We start from the raw sequence: 18,950 nt of genomic DNA on the forward strand, positions 1-18,950 counted from the left end.
GCCGTTTCACCACGCCCCGTACTCGTACCCGTACCCAGACCCGTACCCCTACAGGGCAGTCTCAGGAGCACTGTTGTCTCAGATATCCCGGAAGCGTTCACGCACCGCGTGGACGACCGCCGCCCTCGCCACCGCCGTCGCCGCCGGCGCCCTGACCGCCGCCGCCCCGGCGAGCGCCGTCGTCGGTGACGCCGCCAAGGACGGGCAGTACGCGTTCACCGCGAAGCTCGACATCGGCGGCGGCAAGCGCGCCTGCACGGGTGCGCTGGTCGACCCGATCTGGGTGCTCACCGCCGCGTCCTGCTTCGCCGACGCGAGCGGCAACGTCACCCCCGGCGTGCCCGCGCTGAAGGCGACGGTCACCGTCGGCCGTACCGACCTCGGCAGCACGGGCGGCACCGTGACCGAGGCCGCCGAGGTCGTCCCCCGCACCGACCGTGACCTGGTCGCGGTCCGTCTCGCCAAGCCGGTCGCCGGCGTCACGCCCGTCCAGGTGTCGACCGCCCAGCCCCGGCAGGGCGAGGACCTGCGCGTCACCGGCTACGGCCGCACCAAGGACGAGTGGTCCCCCACCCGCCTGAACACCGCCGTCTTCGGCGCCGGCGCCGTGGACGCCAAGACCGTCGGCCTCGCCCCCAAGGCCCCCGCCGACGCCTCGCTCTGCCAGGGCGACATGGGCGGCCCGGTCTTCCGCGAGACGAACGGCGCGGTCGAGCTCGCCGGCGTCGCCACCGGCTCCTGGAAGAAGGGCTGCTGGGGCGACGACGACACCGAGATCCGCACCGGCGCCGTCGCCACCCGCGTCGACGACGTCAACAGCTGGGTCCAGCAGCTGCGCCTGTTCAACAAGCTCGACCAGTTCACCGGCGTCATGACCTCCGGCGACTTCAACGGCGACGGCCGCGCGGACGTCGCCGCCGTGCTCAGGGACGGCTCGCTGGTGGCCTACTACGCGGGCCCCGACGGCACCCTCGAGTACGGCCGCGACCTCTGGTACGACAAGACCTGGGACGGCAAGCAGCAGATCATCGCCGGTGACTTCAACGGCGACGGTCTGACCGACATCGCCGCCGTCGCCCCCGACGGCAACCTCCACCTCTACGCGGGGAAGCCCGACGGCAAGCTCGCCTCCGCCAAGAAGATGTGGACCGACACCTCCTGGGGCAAGATGACCGCCATCGCCCGCTACCGGGGCGACGGCTGGCAGCGCGACGGCCTCATCGCCCAGTGGGACGACGGCTCGCTGTTCGCGTACCCGTCCGGGGCCGACGGCGTGCTGACCGGCAAGAAGACCGAGATGTGGCGCGACAAGTCCTGGACCAAGAACTTCATCGTCACCGGTGACTTCAACGGCGACGGCCGCGACGACATCGTCGCGGGCGCCAAGGACGGCGGCCTCGCCCTGTACGCCGGCAACGGCAAGGGCTCGTTCGACGGCGCCCGTTCCATGTGGCGGGACAAGTCCTGGGGCACCATGCAGAACGTCCTCGCCGGTGACTTCGACGGTGACGGCAAGCCCGACCTGCTCGCCCGCTGGGCCCGCACGATCGTCGGCCCGGGCAAGGTCTACCTCTACGCGGGTGACGGCAAGGGCGCGCTGGCGGACGCGCGCTCGGCGTGGCCGCGTTCGTAAAATGTCCTGAATAGGCGTTGAGATGGAGGGCATCGGCACCGAGTGCCGATGCCCTCCATCTGTTGGCGGTAAGGAGTCAGGACGGATGAGACACCCCATGTCGTCGAGCGGCAGGTACGTGGGAGCGGCCGCGGCGGCCCTCCTCGTCTGCGGAACGCTCGTGGCACACCCCGCGGCAGCCGCGCCGCCCGCCACCTGGACGCGGACGTGGGGCACCGCCCTGACCACCTCCGCACCCGCTGACGAGTCCGGCGTGACCGGCCGGCAGACCCTGCGCATGGTGGTGCACACGAGCGTCGGGGGCGGTACGGCGAGGATCCAGCTGAGCAACACGTTCAGCCAGGAGCCGGTGACGATCGGGCACGCCACCCTCGCTCGCCAGTCGAGCGGCTCGTCCGCCACCGACAGGCCGGTGACGCTCACGTTCGGGGGCAGCCGGGAGGTGGTGCTGGCACCCGGACAGAGCGTGTACAGCGACGCGGCGTCCTTCCCGGTGAGGGCTGACGAGGACCTCCTGGTCAGCGTCCATCTGCCGAACCCGGTGAAGGCGGCGCCGTACCACCCCGATGCCTGGACCACCTCATACATATCGGCGCCAGGGGACACAACAGACCACACCGACGAGCCGACGGGCGCGAACTTCCGCTCGGAATACACACACTGGGCGTTCCTCAGCGGCCTCGACGTGACGGCCGACAGCGGCGTGGGAACGGTCGTCGCGATCGGCGACTCGCAGACGGACGTGGCGGCGACGACACGGTCCTCGAACCGCCGCTGGACGGACGCCTACGCCCGCGCCCTCCGCGCCCAGGGCCGCCCGATGGGTGTGGCGAACGCCGGCATCTCGGCGAACCGCGTCCTGTCGCGCGGCGCCCGCGCCGCGTACGGCGAAAGCGCTCTGGAACGCTTCGACCGCGACGTCCTGGCCGTCCCGAACGTGAAATCCGTCGTCTTCTACGAGGGCATCAACGACATCACCAACGGCGCGAAGGCGACGGACCTCATCGCCGGAATCCGCCGGCTCGCCGACCGCTCCCGCGCGGCGGGCCTCCCTTTCACAGCGGCCACGATCCCGCCCTTCAAGGGGAACTGGAACTTCACCGCGGAAAAGGAAGCGGAGCGCCAACAGGTCAACGCCTACCTCCGCACCACCCGTGACATCGACGCGTACGTCGATTTCGACGCGGCCACCCGCGACCCGCTCGACCCGGCCCGACTCTTCACGGCCTACCGCGCCGACGAGGACAAGCTCCACTTCACCGACAACGGTGCCCAGGTCCTCGCCGACACCCTCGCGGGCCCGGTCCCTCCGGTCCCCTTCACCCCGAACTTCTCGCAAATGGCGGCGGCCGACTTCACGGGCGACGGCATGGCGGACTTCATCGCCCGCGACAGGAACGCCAACCTCTACATGTGGAAGGGCCTGGGCGACGGCACCTTCACCCGCCCCGACCTGGCCCACCCGATGACCGACGACTGGCACTTCACGGAGACGAAGGCGGCCGACTTCACGGGCGACGGAAAAGCCGACCTGATCGCCAAGGGCACGGACGGCAACCTGTACTTGTGGGCGGGCCGAGGAAACGGCACCTTCGAGGCGCGCCGCGCCATCCGCACCGCCTGGGACTACACCCAAACCACCGCAGCCGACTTCACCGGCGACGGCGTGGCCGACCTCATCGCCCGCGACGCCAAGGGCAACCTCTACCGCTGGACGGGCCAAAAGGGCGGCACCCTCGGCGAGCCGACCCGACTGTCGGGCGACTGGAACTACACCGAAACCACGGCAGGCGACTTCACCACCGACGGCAAACCGGACCTGATAGCAAAGGACCCCGCCGGCAACCTCCACCTCTGGAAGGGCGACGGCGACGGCACCTTCACCCGCCCCGACCTTTCCAAGCCCCTGACGGGCGGCTGGCACTACTCGGAAACGACGGCCGGCACCTTCTACGGCGGCGGCACGTCCCACCTCCTGGCCCGCGACGACGAATCGGGCGTACTGCGGGAGTGGGTGAACAGGGGCGGCGCGGACTTCAGCAGGCCGCTGCGGCTGACGGACGGGTGGTGACCAGCCGAATTCCAAAAAGCGCGGTGGGCCCCGATCCCCATAGAGGATCGGGGCCCACCCCTGTTGAGCGACAGCGTTAAGGCTTGCGCATCCACGAAGGCATCTCAACACCCCAGAACTCATTCAAAGACACACAGACGTCCCGCGCCTTAGGACCCATCTCATCCCATATGGGACGCAGATCAAGCCCTTCATCGCTCTGTGCCAGCAAAGTCTCGAAGAATCCGGTGACGACAGCCGTCTGGTCGTACTCGGCACCGCTAACCAAAACACTTTCGAGAACGCCAAGCAGGTCAACGCGCTGCTGCAGCGTGAAACCTTCCGATTGCTCAGCGAGAGCAGTAGCCAGGTTGCCGAGGCGAACAGTCAACGGTGGAACATCATCCGGATCGATCTGAGCAGCCCCTTCATCCACACTGCCCGGATTTCCTTGCCACTCCCTTACCGCGACTCGATCCACAGTCGCAAGGATTTCGCTGCTTCCGATCAGCTCTTCCCACCACGACGGCGTGGACATCACTTCCCCTTCAACGCATTCTCCATATCACGGATCAAGTCCCGCGCAACAGCCGTGTCAGCCTGACTCGCCTCAGGGTTGTTATACAGCCACTTCTCCAAAAACCTGATGGAGTCCTTGGCTTTCTGGGAGTGACTCGCCCCGCCCACCCGGGCCCCAGCGTTCTTCAACTCGAACCGAACGGCTGCAGCAGTACTACCACTTCCAATCTTGGCATTCTCACGGTAGAGGTAGTTGATGTGCTTCGCAAGTTCAGGGTCTTCTGCAGTCGGCCTCTTCATTTCCTCGCGGAGGATGTCCTTGTACTCCTCGAAGAGGTAACGGTTGTGGGCCACCTGCTCCATCGGCCGGGCAAACCTCATGCCAAACTTCCTGGCAACAGGCTTGAAGATTCCCTTGAGAGTCCCCGATCCGATTCCGCTCTCGCGATAGTAGAGGCCGAAGCTTTCCGGGCCCAGCTGCTTCAGGAGGTCGTCACCACATTTCCCACGGTTACTACCCGACCCAAAGAAAGGACGATCGTCATCGTAATTGCAGTAAGCGGCCAGCAGCATGGCGCTGGCCTTATCGTCGCCCTTTATTCGCTCCCAGCGAATATTTCCCGAAAAGTCACCGACCCACTTGTCGAAACCAGAAGCTAGGGACTTGCAGGAGGTACCCAGATTCTTTGGCAACGGCACACCGTTGAGAATGCACGCGCCATCGAAGGTGAGGAGAACCGAACCGTTCTCATAATTGCGGAGGCCTTCAATGCCTGAGCCCTCACCCTCCGACGGTTTCTCCTGGGCCTTGCTCCACGCTTCTACCTGCTTGAGCAATTTGGACGTCCACAGCGCGACCGCTTCGTCTGCCGCCTTGGCTGCCGCGTCCGCGTCCTTCTGCGCGGATATCGCCGAGGCGCGAGCACGGTCTGCCGAGTCGTAGGCCATTTCCGCATATGTGCGCGCCTGTGCCGCCGAGGCGTCTGCTTGGGCAGCAGAGTTCGTTGCTGCAGCGGCCGCTTCATTTGCGGAATTCGCTGCGTTCCGGGCCTCTCGGGCCGACGCCGCAGCACGCTCAGCGGACTGCTCGGCCTCCACTGCGGACTTGTTCGCCTTTTCGGCGTATCCCGCTGCCTCGTTGGCAGAGTTCTTTGCCTGTTCCGCGTAACCTGCCGCCTTGTCGGCCGCGCCACGCGCGTTCTGCGCCGCTGCGGCTGCCGTTGCCGCGTTCTGTCGAGCCAGTGCCGCCGATCGCGCAGCATCGGCGACGAGGCGCTGCACACCGGCCACATGGACAGCCGTGTCGTAATCCTTCTTGGCCGCCTTGTACTGTCCGACGGCTACGAACTCGTGCAGCAGCGAAGGAGGGCCAGCCAGCGCGACCTCAGTGGCCGCCTGCATCAAGGGGCCGCCCTTGTCCTTGAGTCGCAGGGCAGCTGCACGATCGTCATCTTCACGAGCCTTGTGCTGACCGGACTCCAGAAATTCCCGGAAGGCGTCGGGAGTATCCGCATCAAGCGCGGCAGTGCCGGCTGCCTTGACGCTGCGACCGCCCGCATTCATGATCCTGAGGATCTGGGCCCGGTAATCGTCAGCCTGAGCCACGTGCTGCCCAGTACGCAGGAACTTCTGAACTTCGTCGATGGAACCAGGCAGTGCGGCGACTGCCGCCTTTCGCAGCCCTTCCTTATCCGATTCCGCAAGGTAAGCAACGCGAGCCCGGTCATCCTCCTCAGCGGCAGTTTGCCTGCCCGACCGCAGCCACTGCTTCACATCGGCATCGTCACCGGACAATGCGATTGCCGCCGCAGTCTGGGTCCAGGGGCTACCAACGGTCACCAACCGCAAGGCGGCCTTGCGTCCGAGGGTCGCAGCCACCCTCGCCTCCGTGCCGGGCTTGACGGCTTCATCGAGCAGTTGCTTCGTTTCCGTGTCGACTCGAGCGCCCTCAAGCTCGCCCCGAGCCTTCTTGGCCTGCTCCGCCTCGTACTCCTTGCGCAGCTCTTCGGCCTTCTGCACGGACTTCGCCTTATCGGCTTCCAACTGCGCTGCCTCAGCCTTGCGCGCGGCCTCCTCGACCTTGCGTGCCTTGTCAGCGGCATCAGATGCCGTGGTCGCCGCCGCTACCGCGGCATCCGCGTGATCGGTCGCCAGCTTGGCGTCCTTCGCAGCCTGCCCGGCGTGCTTCGCGGCATCGTCAGCGGCGTCTGCCGCCTTCCGGGCGTGCACGGCCGCATCACGAGCGGCTTGGCGGGCTTCCCTTGCCGCCGATGCAGCCTCGTTCGCCAGGCTTTCGGCGGCGCTGGCGGCACGGTTCGCCCTCGCGGCGGCTTGTCGAGCCTGTGCGGCAGCCGCATTGGCTCGCTCGGCCTCCGCTCCGGCAGCCTCAGATAGGCTGCCGGCCTCGGCGGCGGCCTCCGCAGCGTCAGCGGCGTTGGCTCCGGCACTGGCGGCGGCTTGTGCGGCGACGACGGCCTCAACCATCGCGGTCACTGCCGAGTCCAGCGTCGCGATGACATTGTCGATCTTCTCGACTACCCCGCGCGCCTCCTCGGCAGCCTTACGAGCGGCAGCGGCCTGACTCGCGTCCGCTGCGGCCGCATTAGCTGACATGTACGCGCGAGAAGCCGCCTCACCTGCCGCTGCGGCAAGGTATGCAGCGTTCGATGCCGCGCTTGCCGCGACCCGTGCGGCCGAATGTGCCTCGTTCGCCGCGTCAATTGCAGTCTGAGCAGCAGCTGCGGCCTCGCTGGCAGCCTCTGCGGCATGGTTGGCCGCTCCGGCCGCACGATCTGCCGAATTCTTCGTTGCCTTGGCCTCGGCAGCCGCACGCTGAGCGGCTTCCTTCGCCCTTTTCGCCGCGGCTACCGCGCGAGCTGAGGCTTCCTTGGCCGCCTCGGTCTCCTCGCGAGCCTTCTTACCGGCTGTGGCCGCCGCATCAGCGAGCTGAGAGAGCGTCATCTGCTCCTTGTCGCGCGCCCGGGCCAGGTACTGACCATTCTCCAGGAAATCTGCGACGTCTGCCGCCGAACCGTCGAGAGCCTCCGAACCCGCCTTCTTTACCTGAGGACCGCCGGAGGCGATGACTCGCAGAACGCTGGCCCGATCGTCGTCCTCCCTGGCCTGACGGCTGCCCTCCAGGACGAAGTTCTGCAAGGCAGCGACCGAACCGTTGTCCAACGCATCCGATCCAGCCTTCTTGACGCTCTTGCCACCCACGTTCATGAGCGTCAGAACCGAGGCCCGGAGGTCGTCCTCCCAAGGCCCCTTCCAGCCGGATTCCAGGAACTTCCGTACGTCGTCCGGGGAACCGCTCAGAGCCTGGTCTGCTGCTTCCCGGACCGACTTGCCGCTGGATCCCAGCATTCCGAGGACCGCTCTGCGGTCATCCTCCTGCTGAGCGGACTGCCTACCGCTGCCAAGGAACTCCTTCACCTGCTCGTCCGAGCCTAGGAGCGCCTTCTCCGCAGCGGCCTTGACGCTCTTGCCCCCATGGCTCCAGAGCTCAAAGGCTTGGGCCCGGTCGCTCACGGTCGCCGACTCGGCCATCGCTGGCGCGGCGCCTAGAAACGAAGTGGCGAATACCCCCATTGCAAGCGCAAGGGCTATGCCCACAGTCCCCGATGAGCGCACTCTCGCTGCATATGACGGCACTGTTCTCTTGTTGATCATATCCCCTCAATACGTTGCAGGCTCCCACCCGGGGGACCTGTCATGCGGTCGCGGTCACCACGACACACAGCGCCTGATCGTATAGTGAAACCGGCAAGACGGTCTTTTGAGCTGCGCCTCGTGCGGAAGTCTCCGCCACGGCGTGACGGACACACCGCAACAGACAGCTGCGGAGGGGGTGGACGCCCCGCCAACCCCGTTTTCCGGACAAGCGACTCAGGTGATATCAATAGCTCGCCAGTCCGAGCACAGGGGGACAGCTGAGGCGCGCTCAGATCGTGTACCAGCTGCTGGGGGTCTGATCCAACTCACCGGTTCCTTGCCCGGCGGGCTTACTCGCCTGCGTGCTCCCGCATGCCGGGCCTTCTTCACGCTTTCCTACAAGAGGCAAGGAACCAACTGATGCGTCTGTTTTCTCGTGCGTTGACCACAGGTGCCATCGCGGCCACGATGGCACTGACCGGCACTGTCTCCGCTGCCGCTGCCGAGATCCCTCCGACTGGCGTCGAGGATTTCGACTACCCGCAGGCCGACAAGATCTACCAGGAGCGCGGCATCAAGCTGCTGCGAGGCGATGGTCACATCACGCTTGTTGAGTGCGACAGCCGTCCCGACCTCATCACCATTCATGCGTGGGGCCTGAAGGAGAAGAAGGGCGGAGGCAAGTTCTGCTTCCGCCTCACAGGCAAGGAAGGCCGCCTGACCCTGGATCTGCCCAGGACGTACGGGGCGAACGCCAAGGGTTCGAGCTTCTCGGTGCGCCTCAACATGATCACTGGCAGCGAAGAAAAGCACTGGGATCTCAGCAAGGAAAACTGGACTCCGGTCGGCGACACCGCTGACGACCAGCAGCGCGACTTCACGCTGCTGGAGATCGTCGCCAAGAAGTAGCGACACATCTCTTGCCCTAAGACTCCGCCTCCTACACGGCCCGATCTCGGTCCACCGCACGCTTAGGAAAACCACATGTCAGGCAAGGGTCCTCGCTCTGCGCGGATAGCGGGTCTTCTCGTGACCTGCGTCGCCGCCGGCGTCATGACCAACACCCCGGCTGTCGCTGTCGTCGGCGACGAGGCCAAAGACGGCCAGTACGCCTTCACCGCCAAGCTCGACATCGGCGACGGCAAGCGCAGCTGCACCGGCGCACTGGTGGAGAACCAGTGGGTGCTCACCGCCGCCAGCTGCTTCGCCGACGACCCCTCCCAGGGCTTCCGCATCACCGGCGGCGCCCCCAAGATGCCGACCAAGGTGACCGTCGGCCGCACCGACCTCACCCATAATGACGGCACCGTCGTCGAGGCCATCGAGCTCGTCCCGCGCGGCGACCGCGACCTCGTCATGGTCAAGTTGAAGACCCCCGTGTCCGGCGTCAAGCCTGTCGAGCTCACGAAGTACGCGCCCAGGACAGGCGACGACCTGCGCATAGCGGGTTACGGCCGCACCAAGGACGAGTGGGCACCCGAGCGCCTGCACACCGCTGCCTTCGGCGTCAGCAGTGTCTCCGGAGCCACCCTTGACCTGACCGGCAAGACCGCCGACGCCGCCCTCTGCAAGGGCGACACCGGATCCCCCGCCTTCCGTGAGAAGAACGGCAGTGCCGAGCTGGCCGCCATCAACACCAACTTCTGGCAAGGCGGCTGCTTCGGCACCGACGAGGCCGAGACCCGCAAGGGCATCAGCAGCATCCGCGTCGACGATGTCGCCGACTGGGTGCTCCAAGTCAGCTCGCTGCCCAAGCGATTCGCGACCGCCAGCGGCGACTTCGACGGTGATGGCAAGGCCGACCTGGCCATGCTCACCGACTACGGCCAGACGGCCGACGGCCGCTCCCGCGCGGCTCTGTGGATCTACACCGCCAACGGTGACGGTTACCGCAGTCCGCGCTCCGTCTGGGACAGCGGCACGGACAGCTGGCGCTGGGAAGCCAGCAAGCTGACCACGGGTGACTTCAACGGCGACGGCAAGACCGACCTCGCCGTCCTGTACAACTACGGTCTGGACGGCAACCGGATGCGGTCGAGCCTGTTCACGTTCACCAACCAGGGGGATCACTTCGACTCCCACCGGAAGGTCTGGGACAGCGCGGCGAGCACCTGGAAGAGCTGGAACTGGAACGCCAGCAAGCTGACCTCCGGCGACTTCAACGGCGACGGCAAGACCGACCTCGCCGTCCTCTACAACTACGGCAAGGGCGCGGACGGCCTCAATGGGAGCGCGCTGCTGACGTTCACCAGCAACGGGAACGGCGTCGACGAACCGCGCAAGGTCTGGGACAGCTCCACCAGCGTCTGGAAGAGCTGGAGCTGGGATGCCAGCAAGCTAGCGTCCGGTGACTTCAACGGCGACGGCAAGACCGACCTCGCCGTCCTCTACGGCTACGACAAGCTCGACGGCCGCAACCGCACCGGCCTGTGGGTCTTCGACGGTAGCAAGGACGGTTTCGGTGAGCCCCGCAAGGTCTGGGACACCGCAACGTGGATGAACGGCAAGGAGAGCTGGAACTGGGCATCCAGTGAGCCCGTCGCCGGTGACTTCAATGGCGATGGCAAGGCCGACCTGACCATCACCTACGACTACGGCCTGAACAAGGCCGGACGCGCTCAGATCGGCTTGTGGGCGTTCGCGAGCAAGGGCGGCACATTCGCAGACCCACGTCGTGTCTGGGACAACGGGCTGGACTGAAGGATCCGAATCCAGCCCGTCGACTAAGCCACCGCGCATCCCAGGGCCGCCCCTCCGACCAGGGGCGGCCCTCCCCGATCTCGCAGCCCCTCATTCCCAGGAGCGTTCCCTCATGTTTGACCAGCGTTCGCGCGTCGCATGGGCCACCGGCCTCATCGCGTCCACCGTCGGCGCCGTCGCCCTGAGCGCCGTGCCCGCCTCCGCCGTCGTCGGTGACGAGGCCAAGGACGGCCAGTACGCCTTCACCGCCAAGCTCGACATCGGCGACGGCAAGCGCAGCTGCACCGGCGCACTGGTGGAGAGCCAGTGGGTGCTCACCGCTGCCAGCTGCTTCGCCGACGACCCCTCGCAGGGCTTCCGCATCACCGGCGGCGCCCCGAAGATGCCGACCAAGGTGACCGTCGGCCGCACCGACCTCACCCGTGAGACCGGCACCACCGTCGAGGCTGAGGAGCTCGTCCCGCGCGGCGACCGCGACCTCGTCATGGTCAAGCTCAAGAGCGCGGTCTCCGATGTCATGCCCGTCGCCTTGGCCAACTACTCGCCCAAGCAGGGCGATGAGTTCCGCGTCGCCGGCTACGGCCGCACCAAGGACGAGTGGCTGCCGGAGCGCCTGCACCACGCCGCCTTCGGCGTGAGCGGAGTCTCGGCCACGGGTGTCGAGCTCAACGGCACCTCCGCCGATGGCGCCCTCTGCAAGGGCGACACCGGCAGCCCCGCGTTCCGTGAGGCCAACGGCAAGCCCGAGCTGGCCGCGATCAACACCAACTTCTGGCAGGGCGGCTGCTTCGGCACCGACGAGGCCGAGAAGCGCAAGGGTGTCGCGAGCACTCGCGTCGACGACATCGCCGACTGGGTCCAGCAGACCTACGCCCGTACGCTGCTGTCCCGGTCCAACTGGAGGAACGCCGCCCACCTGGCGTCCGGTCACTTCACCGACGGTGGCGCGACGAACAGCAAGCGCCGCATGGACCTGTTCGTCGTCTGGACCGACGGCTCCACCTCCCTCTTCCAGGGCTCCGACGGCAGCGACCCGAAGGTGCCCTTCGTCGCCGAGTACAAGCTGAGCGCCCCGGGAAGCTACTGGAAGGACGCGGCGACCATCACCGGCACCCGCGTCGCCGAGAGCGGCAGCGACGGCATCACCGTTCGCTGGGCCAGCGGCAAGCTGTCGACGTACACCCACGTCGACACCCAGGGCTTCCACGACGAGAAGACCCTCGCCTACCGTCCTTCCTGGCAGAGCGCCCTCAAGATCACCGCAGGCCGCTTCACTTCCAACCCGCTGCGCGATGACCTCTACGTGCTGTGGAAGGACGGCTCGACGTCGATGTACTCCGACACCGGCGTCAACGGTGTCGAGAAGCAGACCCAGCTCACCAGCGCCGACGCCGGCTGGAACAACGCGCAGCTGATCGCGGCGGGTGAGTTCACCGGCAAGAAGACCGGCGACCTGATGATCCAGTGGAACGACGGTCAGAACCAGGTCTTCCCCGGCCTCGACACCGCCGGCTACCACGGCCGGACCGAGGTCCGTCCGGTGAAGTCCGCCTGGAAGAACATCGCGCAGATGACGGTGGGCAACTTCACCTCAGCCAACGGCGGTCCGAGCGACCTGCTCGTCCGCTGGAACGACGGCAACCTCAGCTACTACCCGGGCGTGACCGGCACCGGTACCCCGAAGGGCGAAGTCCAGCTCGTCGGCTGAGCCACTTCGCATCGCAGGGCCGCCCCTTCGCCCATGGGGCGGCCCTCCCCTTTTTCGCCACATTCCTGAACCATCCCAGGAGTAATCCTTCATGTTTGACAAGCGTTCGCGCGTCGCATGGGCCACCGGCCTCATCGCGTCCACCGTCGGCGCCGTCGCCCTGAGCGCCGTGCCCGCCTCCGCCGTCGTCGGTGACGAGGCCAAGGACGGCCAGTACGCCTTCACCGCCCGGCTCGACATCGGCGACGGCAAGCGCGGTTGCACCGGCGCGCTCGTCGACGAGCAGTGGGTGCTCACCGCCGCCAGCTGCTTCGCCGACGACCCCTCGCAGGGCTTCCGCATCACCGGCGGCGCCCCGAAGATGAAGACCATGGTGACCGTCGGTCGCACCGACCTCAGCCGTGACGGTGGCGTCACCATCGAGGGTGCCGAGCTGACGCCCCGCGGCGACCGTGACGTGGTCATGGTCCGGCTGGCCAAGCCCGTCACCGGCATCGCCCCGGTGAACGTCGCCGGCTACGAGCCCAAGGCGGGTGACGAGCTGCGCGTCACCGGCTATGGCCGGACGAAGGACGAGTGGGCCCCCGACCTCCTGCACACCGCCGTCTTCGGGGTCGGCGCCGTTTCCGGCACCACCGTCGACCTCGGCGGCAAGTCCACCGGCGCCGCCCTCTGCAAGGGTGACACCGGCGGTCCCGCCTTCCGCGAGAAGGACGGCAAGCCCGAGCTCGCGGCCGTCAACAGCACCTCCTGGCAGGGCGGTTGCTTCGGCACCCCCGACAGCGAGACCCGGACCGGCGCCGTCTCCGCCCGCGTCGACGACGTCAACGCCTGGATTCAGCAGCTGCGGCTGACCGGCAAGTCCGACCAGCTCACCAACGTCGTCACGACCGCCGACTTCAACGGCGACGGCCGCACCGACGTGGCCGCGGTCATGAAGGACGGTTCGCTGCTGGCCTTCTACGCCGGCCCGGACGGCACCCTCGGTTACGGCCGCGCCCTGTGGAAGGACAACACCTGGGACGGCAAGAAGAAGATCATCGGCGGTGACTTCAACGGCGACGGCATGGCCGACATCCTCGCCGTGGGCGCGGACGGCAGCATGGCCCTCTACGCCGGCACCGAGAGCGGCAAGCTCGCGCCGGGCAAGAAGGCCTGGAACGACACCTCCTGGGGCAAGATCCCGCTCGTGGCCCGTTACAAGGGCGACGGCTGGAAGCGCGACGGCCTGATCGCCCAGTGGGACGACGGCACGCTGATGGCCTACTCGACCGCCCCCGACGGCACGCTGGCCGACGGTGCCCGGAAGGAGATGTGGCGCGACAAGACCTGGACCAAGAAGCACATCGCCACCGGTGACTTCAACGGCGACGGCCGCGACGACATCGCCGCGGTGGCCGCCAACGGCCAGCTGCACTTCTACGCGGGCAACGGCAAGGGCTCGTTCGAGAACGGTCGCGACATGTGGCGCGACGCGTCCTGGGACACCATGCAGTACGTCCTCGGCGGCGACTTCGACGGCGACGGCAAGGGCGACCTCTTCACCCGCTGGGGCCGCGGCAACCTGCGCTGGTACGCCGGTGACGGCAAGGGTGCCCTCGCCGACGGTCGTGTCTTCTGGCTCGGTGCCTGACAACCGGACCTGAATGTGAAAGGGGTCGGCCCCCACCTCTACGAGGTGGGGGCCGACCCCTTCGCACGTGTTTACTTCACCCGCGCGCTGTGCAGCTTCCCGTCCGGCCCAAGCCAGCCCAGCAGCGGCTTGTCACCGGAACCGGAGCTCGTCGCCAGGGACGCCGTCCCCACGACCGCGCCCGGCACCGTGGACCAGCGCGGGGCACGGTTGCCGCCGACGCCGATCGTGGCGAGGCTGGTGGAGCCGTCGTTGTTGCGGGCCGCGATCAGCGTGCCGTCGCCCGACGGGGCGGCCAGGAGGCTCAGGGCGCCGAAGCCCCGTCCCGCCAGGTCGACGTTCTCGCGCTGCCAGGTGCCGCCGCCCGGGGGGAGGCGGTAGGCGACGATGTTGGTGGACTTGGCCTCGCGGAAGACCAGTTGCACCGAGCCGTCGCGCTTGGCGAGGGCGGCCGGGGGGTCGACCGAGGCGGGGAGGTTGGAGCGGTCGAGGGAGAAGGGGCCGCCGGGGGTCTGCTGCTCCCAGTGGCTGACCGTGTCGTGGCCCGCGCCGAAGAGGTGGACGCGGCCCTTGGCGTCGGTGATCGCGGTCAGGCCCTCCTGGACCTCCGCCTCCGGCAGGTCGGTCCACGGGGACCAGGAGCCGTCGGGCTGCTGCTGGCGGGTGGCGACGCCCTTGGCCCAGTTGCGGGCGAAGAGCTGGAGGGAGCCGTCGGCGTTGCGGGCGACGACGGGGGCGCCGACGCGGCGGCCGCGGGCCGGGTCCTGCTCGGGGTTGCCGAGCGAGGTCCAGGAGCCGAACGCGCCGCCCTTGTCCCGCTGTTCGACCGTGACGATCTCCCGGCGGTTCTCCTCGGGCTTCACGCCGAGGCCGGCGATGCGCTCGGCGAAGAGCTGCCAGCGGCCGTCCTTGGTGAGGCTCGCCGTGAGCGTGGGCAGCAGCTGGCCGCCGCCGAGGAGCTTGGGGCCGTCCCAGGTGCCGCTGCCCGGGGCGGTCTCCTGCCACATGGCGGCCTGCTGGTCGAGGACGCCGAAAGCGGTGAGGCGGCCGTCGGGGCCGGGCAGCATCCAGGTGGCGTTGCCCGGGTAGCGGGGGCTGGTGCGCTGCATCCAGCCCGTGCCGTACGAGCGGTCCTTGCCGACGTCGTAGTCGCCGCAGCCCGCGGCGAAGCCGCAGGAACCGGGCTCGCCGCCGTAGACGTTGAGGACGTCGGCCTTGCGGCGCACCACGGAGACGGGCAGATTCCGCGGCCAGCGCTCGTTGTAGTAGCCGCGGTAGGCGGCGACGACGTAGTGCCGTCCGTTGCCCGGGCCCTTGTAGCGCTGGAGCGCTGCGTAGGTGAACTGGGCGACGGCCGTGTGGTCGGGGTGGTCGGAGTAGCCGCGCTGGTCGTGGTGGAGCCGGTTCGCCTCGTCGTGGACCTGCATGTCGGGGTCGAGGTCCATGGTGCGGACGAGCGTGGGCTTGAACCGGTCGAGCACGCCGGTGAGGGCGTCGGTGACCTGGGCCTTGGTGAGCGAGCGGGCCTCGGTGACGGTGGAGCCGGTGGCGACCCGGTTCTCGCTCTTGGTCTTGGGGTTCGACCACAGGGTGGAGACGCGGACGTCGGGCTGGCCCGGCCGGTCCTGGGTGTGCTGGGCGATGCCGAGGAAGACCAGGGTCACGGCGGGGTTGTCGGCCAGGCTGTCGGTTTCGGCCTTGAGGCCGCCCGGCAGCTCCAGGGCGCCGCGCTTCCACTCGGCGTGGGCGTTGCCCGTGGCCATGAAGGCGTACGCCTGGCGCAGGCCCTGCTGGCGGGCGCCCGCGTAGCCGGCGAAGTCCTTGCGCGGCTGGTCCTTCGAACCGGGCACCTTGTTGATGCCGTTGGCCTCGCCGCTGGTGAAGTAGACGCTGACGACGCGGTGCTGACCACCGATCGACTGGTTGACGTCGGGGTTCATGAAGTACAGGTCGTCGTCCGGGTGGGCGACGATCTGCAGCGTGGTGACCGCGCCGTTCGACCGGTCGGCCGCGACGTCCCCCTGGGCGGTGGAGGACGAGTGCGGCGTACCGGTCGAGCAGCCGGCCACGGCCAGGGCGAGGAGCCCGGTCAGGACCGTTCTACGGCGGAAGGCACGCATGTCCATGCTCCTCACTCACCACCGTGGACAAGGCGACGGTTGCGCTCGGAGCCCTTCTCGAACTGCGAGGCGACGGGGAAGTAGCTCGCGAGGAACACCGCGAGCGCGTCGGCCTGCTCGTCCTCGGGGACGTCGCCGTCGTGGTAGTCGTTGATGCAGAACACGTCGTGGGAACGGGTCGCCAGGATGCGGTGCAGCCGGACGTGGTGCTCGCGCAGACCGACGTTCACGAACGCGGAGCTGATGGATCCCGGCATGCTGCGGCCGGTGAAGAGCCCGTACCAGTGGTGCAGCGACGAGGCGATCGCGAGGTCGGTGCGGGCGCGGAACTGCGCGGACGCGGTGAGCCCGATCTCCTCGGGGAAGCGCTCCTCCATCTCCTCCAGGGTGCTGCGGCGCAGCGGGTGGGGGGTGTGGAGGAAGGTGTTGGCGACGGTCTTGCCGAACTCCTTCTCGATCAGGGCGCGGTTGTTCTTGGCCGCGGCGAAGACGAGGTCGGTGTCGAGCGAGGGGTCGCCGGCCGGGATCGCGGTGGGCGACATGAAGCACTTGGCCGCGCCCGACCCGTGGAAGAAGGACTCGGGCTTCATCGGGCGGCCGAGGAAGACGTCGTCGTTGAAGTAGAGGATGTGCTCGGCGATGCCCTCGATGCGGTGGATGCGGCTCTCGATGGCGTGGGAGTTGAAGGAGGGCAGCTTGCCGGTGTCGCCGAAGGCCTCGCGGTGGCTGACGACGCGCACCCGGGGGTGGTCGGTGTCGAGCCAGTCGGGGGTCTGGTCGTCGGTGAGCAGGTAGATGGTGCGCACCCAGGGGGCGTGGAGGTCGAGGGAGCGCAGGGAGTAGCGGAGCTCGTCGCGGCTGCGGAAGCGGGCGGAGCTGCCGGCGGACTCGGCGGCGAGGATGCCGTGCTCGGCCTGGGTCCGCTCCTTGCGGGCCAGCCACTCGGGGTCGGTGCCGTCGACCCAGGTGTAGACGACGTCGATGGGGAAGTCGACCTCGTCGACGAAGGTCTTGGCGAAGGCGTCGAGGGTGCGGTAGTCGCGCTCCCCGATGCGGGTGACGGCGGGCCGCTCCAGCTCGGTGCGGGGCAGGGTGGCGCCGTAGCGGGTGTTGCCGGGGATGGTGACGGTGGTCTCGTCGTCCTCGGTGTCCTGCCAGAAGACGACGTCGCAGCCGTAGACGCCGCTGACGCGCAGCTGGCCGCCGCCGGTGAGGACGGGGCGGAAGACGCGGATGCGGCTGCAGTTGGCGGGGATGACGTCGGGGGTGAGGAAGGAGGCGAGGACGGTGCGGAGCACCGAGCCGCGGTCGTTGAGCAGGCCGGCGTAGACGGGCTCGTCGCGGTAGCGCTCGGCGAAGTCGGCGACGAAGGCGTCGCGGTCGGCGCCGTCGACGGTGATGGTGTGCCGCAGCATGGCGGTGGGGGTGAGCGCGTAGGCGAGGCCGAGCGCGTCGAGGACGTCGACGGCGAGGTCGAGGTTGTCCTGCATCACCTCGAAGGGGGTGGTGTTCTCCTTGACGAGGCAGATCTGGCCACCGGCCCGCTTGACGTCGGGGCGCGCGGCTTCGACGCGTACTTCCTGGGCCTTGTGGGCCACGTCGGAGAACGGCCGGTCGACGCCCTTGGGGACGGCCGCGCCGGCGATGCCGCCCTCGGCGTCGGCGGCGGCCTGGAGGGCGCGGCGGCGGGCCTTGGCGGCGTCGCGGTCGCCGCCGTCACGGTCCCGGGCGAGCTCCTCCAGGAGGCGGTTCCACTCCTGGGTGACCTGGCCGCCGGTGAAGCGGGCGGAGTTCCGATGCGCTTCCGCGCCCATCTCGCGGCGGAGGTCGTCGTCGTCCATGAGCCGGGCCAGGGCGTCGGCGAGCTCGCCTTCCTCGCCGAGCGGGACGAGCAGGCCGTCGCGGCCGTCGGTGAGGATCTCGCCGGGGCCGTTGGGGCAGTCGTAGGCGACGACGGGCACGCCGGCGGCCTGGGCCTCGACGAGGACGAGGCCGAAGGCCTCGACGCGGGAGGTGAGCATGGCGATGGACGCCTTGGCCCACTCCTCGGCCATGTTGGCGGTGGAGCCCACGAGCTGGACCTGGTCGGCGACGCCGAGGTGGGCGGCCAGGTTCTTCAGCGCACGCATGCGCGGGCCGCCGCCGAGGACGCGCAGGGTCCAGCGGGGGCGGTCGGCGGCGGCGGTGGCGAAGGAGCGGATGGCGTGCTCGACCTGCTTCTCGCCGGCCAGGCGGGCGCCCAGGACGACGGTGCGGGTCTCCAGGGTGGAGCGGGGGCGGAAGCCGTCGGGCAGGGAGTTGCCGATGGTGGCCAGGCGGGGGGCGCAGGCGCCGAGGGTCTCGGCGAACCAGTCGCGGGTGCGGCTGGTGAGGGAGACCAGGGCGTCGATGTGCGAGGTGTACATCCGCAGGGGCTCGCCGGTGACGCCGCGCAGCTCGGAGACGCGGTGGTCGAGGTGGACGGTGAGCACCCGGCGGGGCGCGAGCTGGGCCATGTACGCCATCAGGGCCGGGGTGGTGGAGACCAGCACGTCCGTGTCGATGGTGCCGAGGGCCTCGGAGAGCTCGAGGTCGGCCAGCCGGTTGAAGGCGGCCTCCCACTCGGGGCGGACCAGCTCGCTGGGGGTGGCGGCCAGGCGCCGGTGGGCGGCGGCCAGGCGCCGGTGGGCGGCGGCCATGTCGGAGCCGGAGGCCGCGTCGCTCCGCACGGGGCGCTGGGCGTCGCCGCGGGCGTCGATGAGGTGGCGGACGCGCACGGCACCGCTGTCGAAGAACGCCTCGTCCTCCGTGCGGAAGACGCTGAGGATCTCCACGTCGTGCTGCCGTGCCAGCAGCTCGGCGAGGGTCATGGTGGCGCGTTCGGTCCCGCCCATCGTGTCGGCGGAGGTCAGCAGAAAGGTGATTTTCACGTGCGGCCTTCGTGGTGTGCGGCG

10 protein-coding genes are annotated in these 18,950 nt (G+C 68.6%); 6 read left to right on the plus strand and 4 right to left on the minus strand.

Annotated elements, in window-relative coordinates; translation table 11 throughout:
- Positions 1-73 precede the first annotated feature (73 nt).
- Both IE096_RS14495 and IE096_RS14500 read left to right on the plus strand, forming a co-directional pair.
- Entirely contained in the window at positions 74-1,633 is a 1,560-nt protein-coding gene (locus IE096_RS14495; RefSeq protein ID WP_229820189.1) for an FG-GAP-like repeat-containing protein, read from the plus strand.
- An 85-nt stretch (positions 1,634-1,718) separates the two neighbouring features.
- Complete coding sequence (locus IE096_RS14500; RefSeq protein ID WP_189451879.1) at positions 1,719-3,704, plus strand: FG-GAP-like repeat-containing protein; 1,986 nt, start codon at positions 1,719-1,721, stop codon at positions 3,702-3,704.
- A 76-nt stretch (positions 3,705-3,780) separates the two neighbouring features.
- Here the strand turns inward: IE096_RS14500 and IE096_RS14505 are convergent, their stop codons facing one another.
- Complete coding sequence (locus IE096_RS14505) at positions 3,781-4,221, minus strand: hypothetical protein (RefSeq protein WP_189451880.1); 441 nt, start codon at positions 4,219-4,221, stop codon at positions 3,781-3,783.
- Positions 4,221-7,751 carry an ALF repeat-containing protein gene (locus IE096_RS14510; protein WP_189451881.1) on the minus strand — a complete coding sequence of 1,177 codons (3,531 nt, stop codon included), beginning with the start codon at positions 7,749-7,751 and terminating at the stop codon, positions 4,221-4,223. The genes IE096_RS14505 and IE096_RS14510 overlap by 1 nt, the downstream gene beginning before the upstream one ends.
- Positions 7,752-8,276: 525 nt before the next feature.
- Between IE096_RS14510 and IE096_RS14515 the strand changes: the two genes are divergently transcribed.
- The 4 genes from IE096_RS14515 (at position 8,277) to IE096_RS14530 (ending at position 13,897) form a co-directional block, all read left to right on the plus strand.
- Positions 8,277-8,765, plus strand: a complete 489-nt coding sequence (locus tag IE096_RS14515) for a hypothetical protein (protein WP_189451882.1) — start codon at positions 8,277-8,279, stop codon at positions 8,763-8,765.
- A 120-nt stretch (positions 8,766-8,885) separates the two neighbouring features.
- Positions 8,886-10,556 (plus strand): trypsin-like serine protease, encoded by a 1,671-nt coding sequence (locus tag IE096_RS14520; protein WP_189451883.1) that lies wholly within the window; start codon positions 8,886-8,888, stop codon positions 10,554-10,556.
- Positions 10,557-10,668: 112 nt separating this feature from the next.
- On the plus strand, positions 10,669-12,264 hold the full coding sequence (locus tag IE096_RS14525; protein WP_189451884.1) for a S1 family peptidase: 1,596 nt from the start codon (positions 10,669-10,671) through the stop codon (positions 12,262-12,264).
- A gap of 91 nt (positions 12,265-12,355) precedes the next feature.
- Positions 12,356-13,897, plus strand: a complete 1,542-nt coding sequence (locus tag IE096_RS14530) for a trypsin-like serine protease (protein WP_189451885.1) — start codon at positions 12,356-12,358, stop codon at positions 13,895-13,897.
- A 71-nt stretch (positions 13,898-13,968) separates the two neighbouring features.
- Here IE096_RS14530 and IE096_RS14535 read toward each other — a convergent pair whose 3' ends face one another.
- Positions 13,969-16,017 (minus strand): PIG-L family deacetylase, encoded by a 2,049-nt coding sequence (locus IE096_RS14535; RefSeq protein WP_189451886.1) that lies wholly within the window; start codon positions 16,015-16,017, stop codon positions 13,969-13,971.
- Between the two features lie 11 nt (positions 16,018-16,028).
- Complete coding sequence (locus tag IE096_RS14540) at positions 16,029-18,926, minus strand: stealth family protein (protein WP_189451887.1); 2,898 nt, start codon at positions 18,924-18,926, stop codon at positions 16,029-16,031.
- Positions 18,927-18,950: the final 24 nt, after the last annotated feature.

Source organism: Streptomyces abikoensis, assembly GCF_014648775.1.
In the GTDB taxonomy this organism is placed as follows: domain Bacteria; phylum Actinomycetota; class Actinomycetes; order Streptomycetales; family Streptomycetaceae; genus Streptomyces; species Streptomyces abikoensis.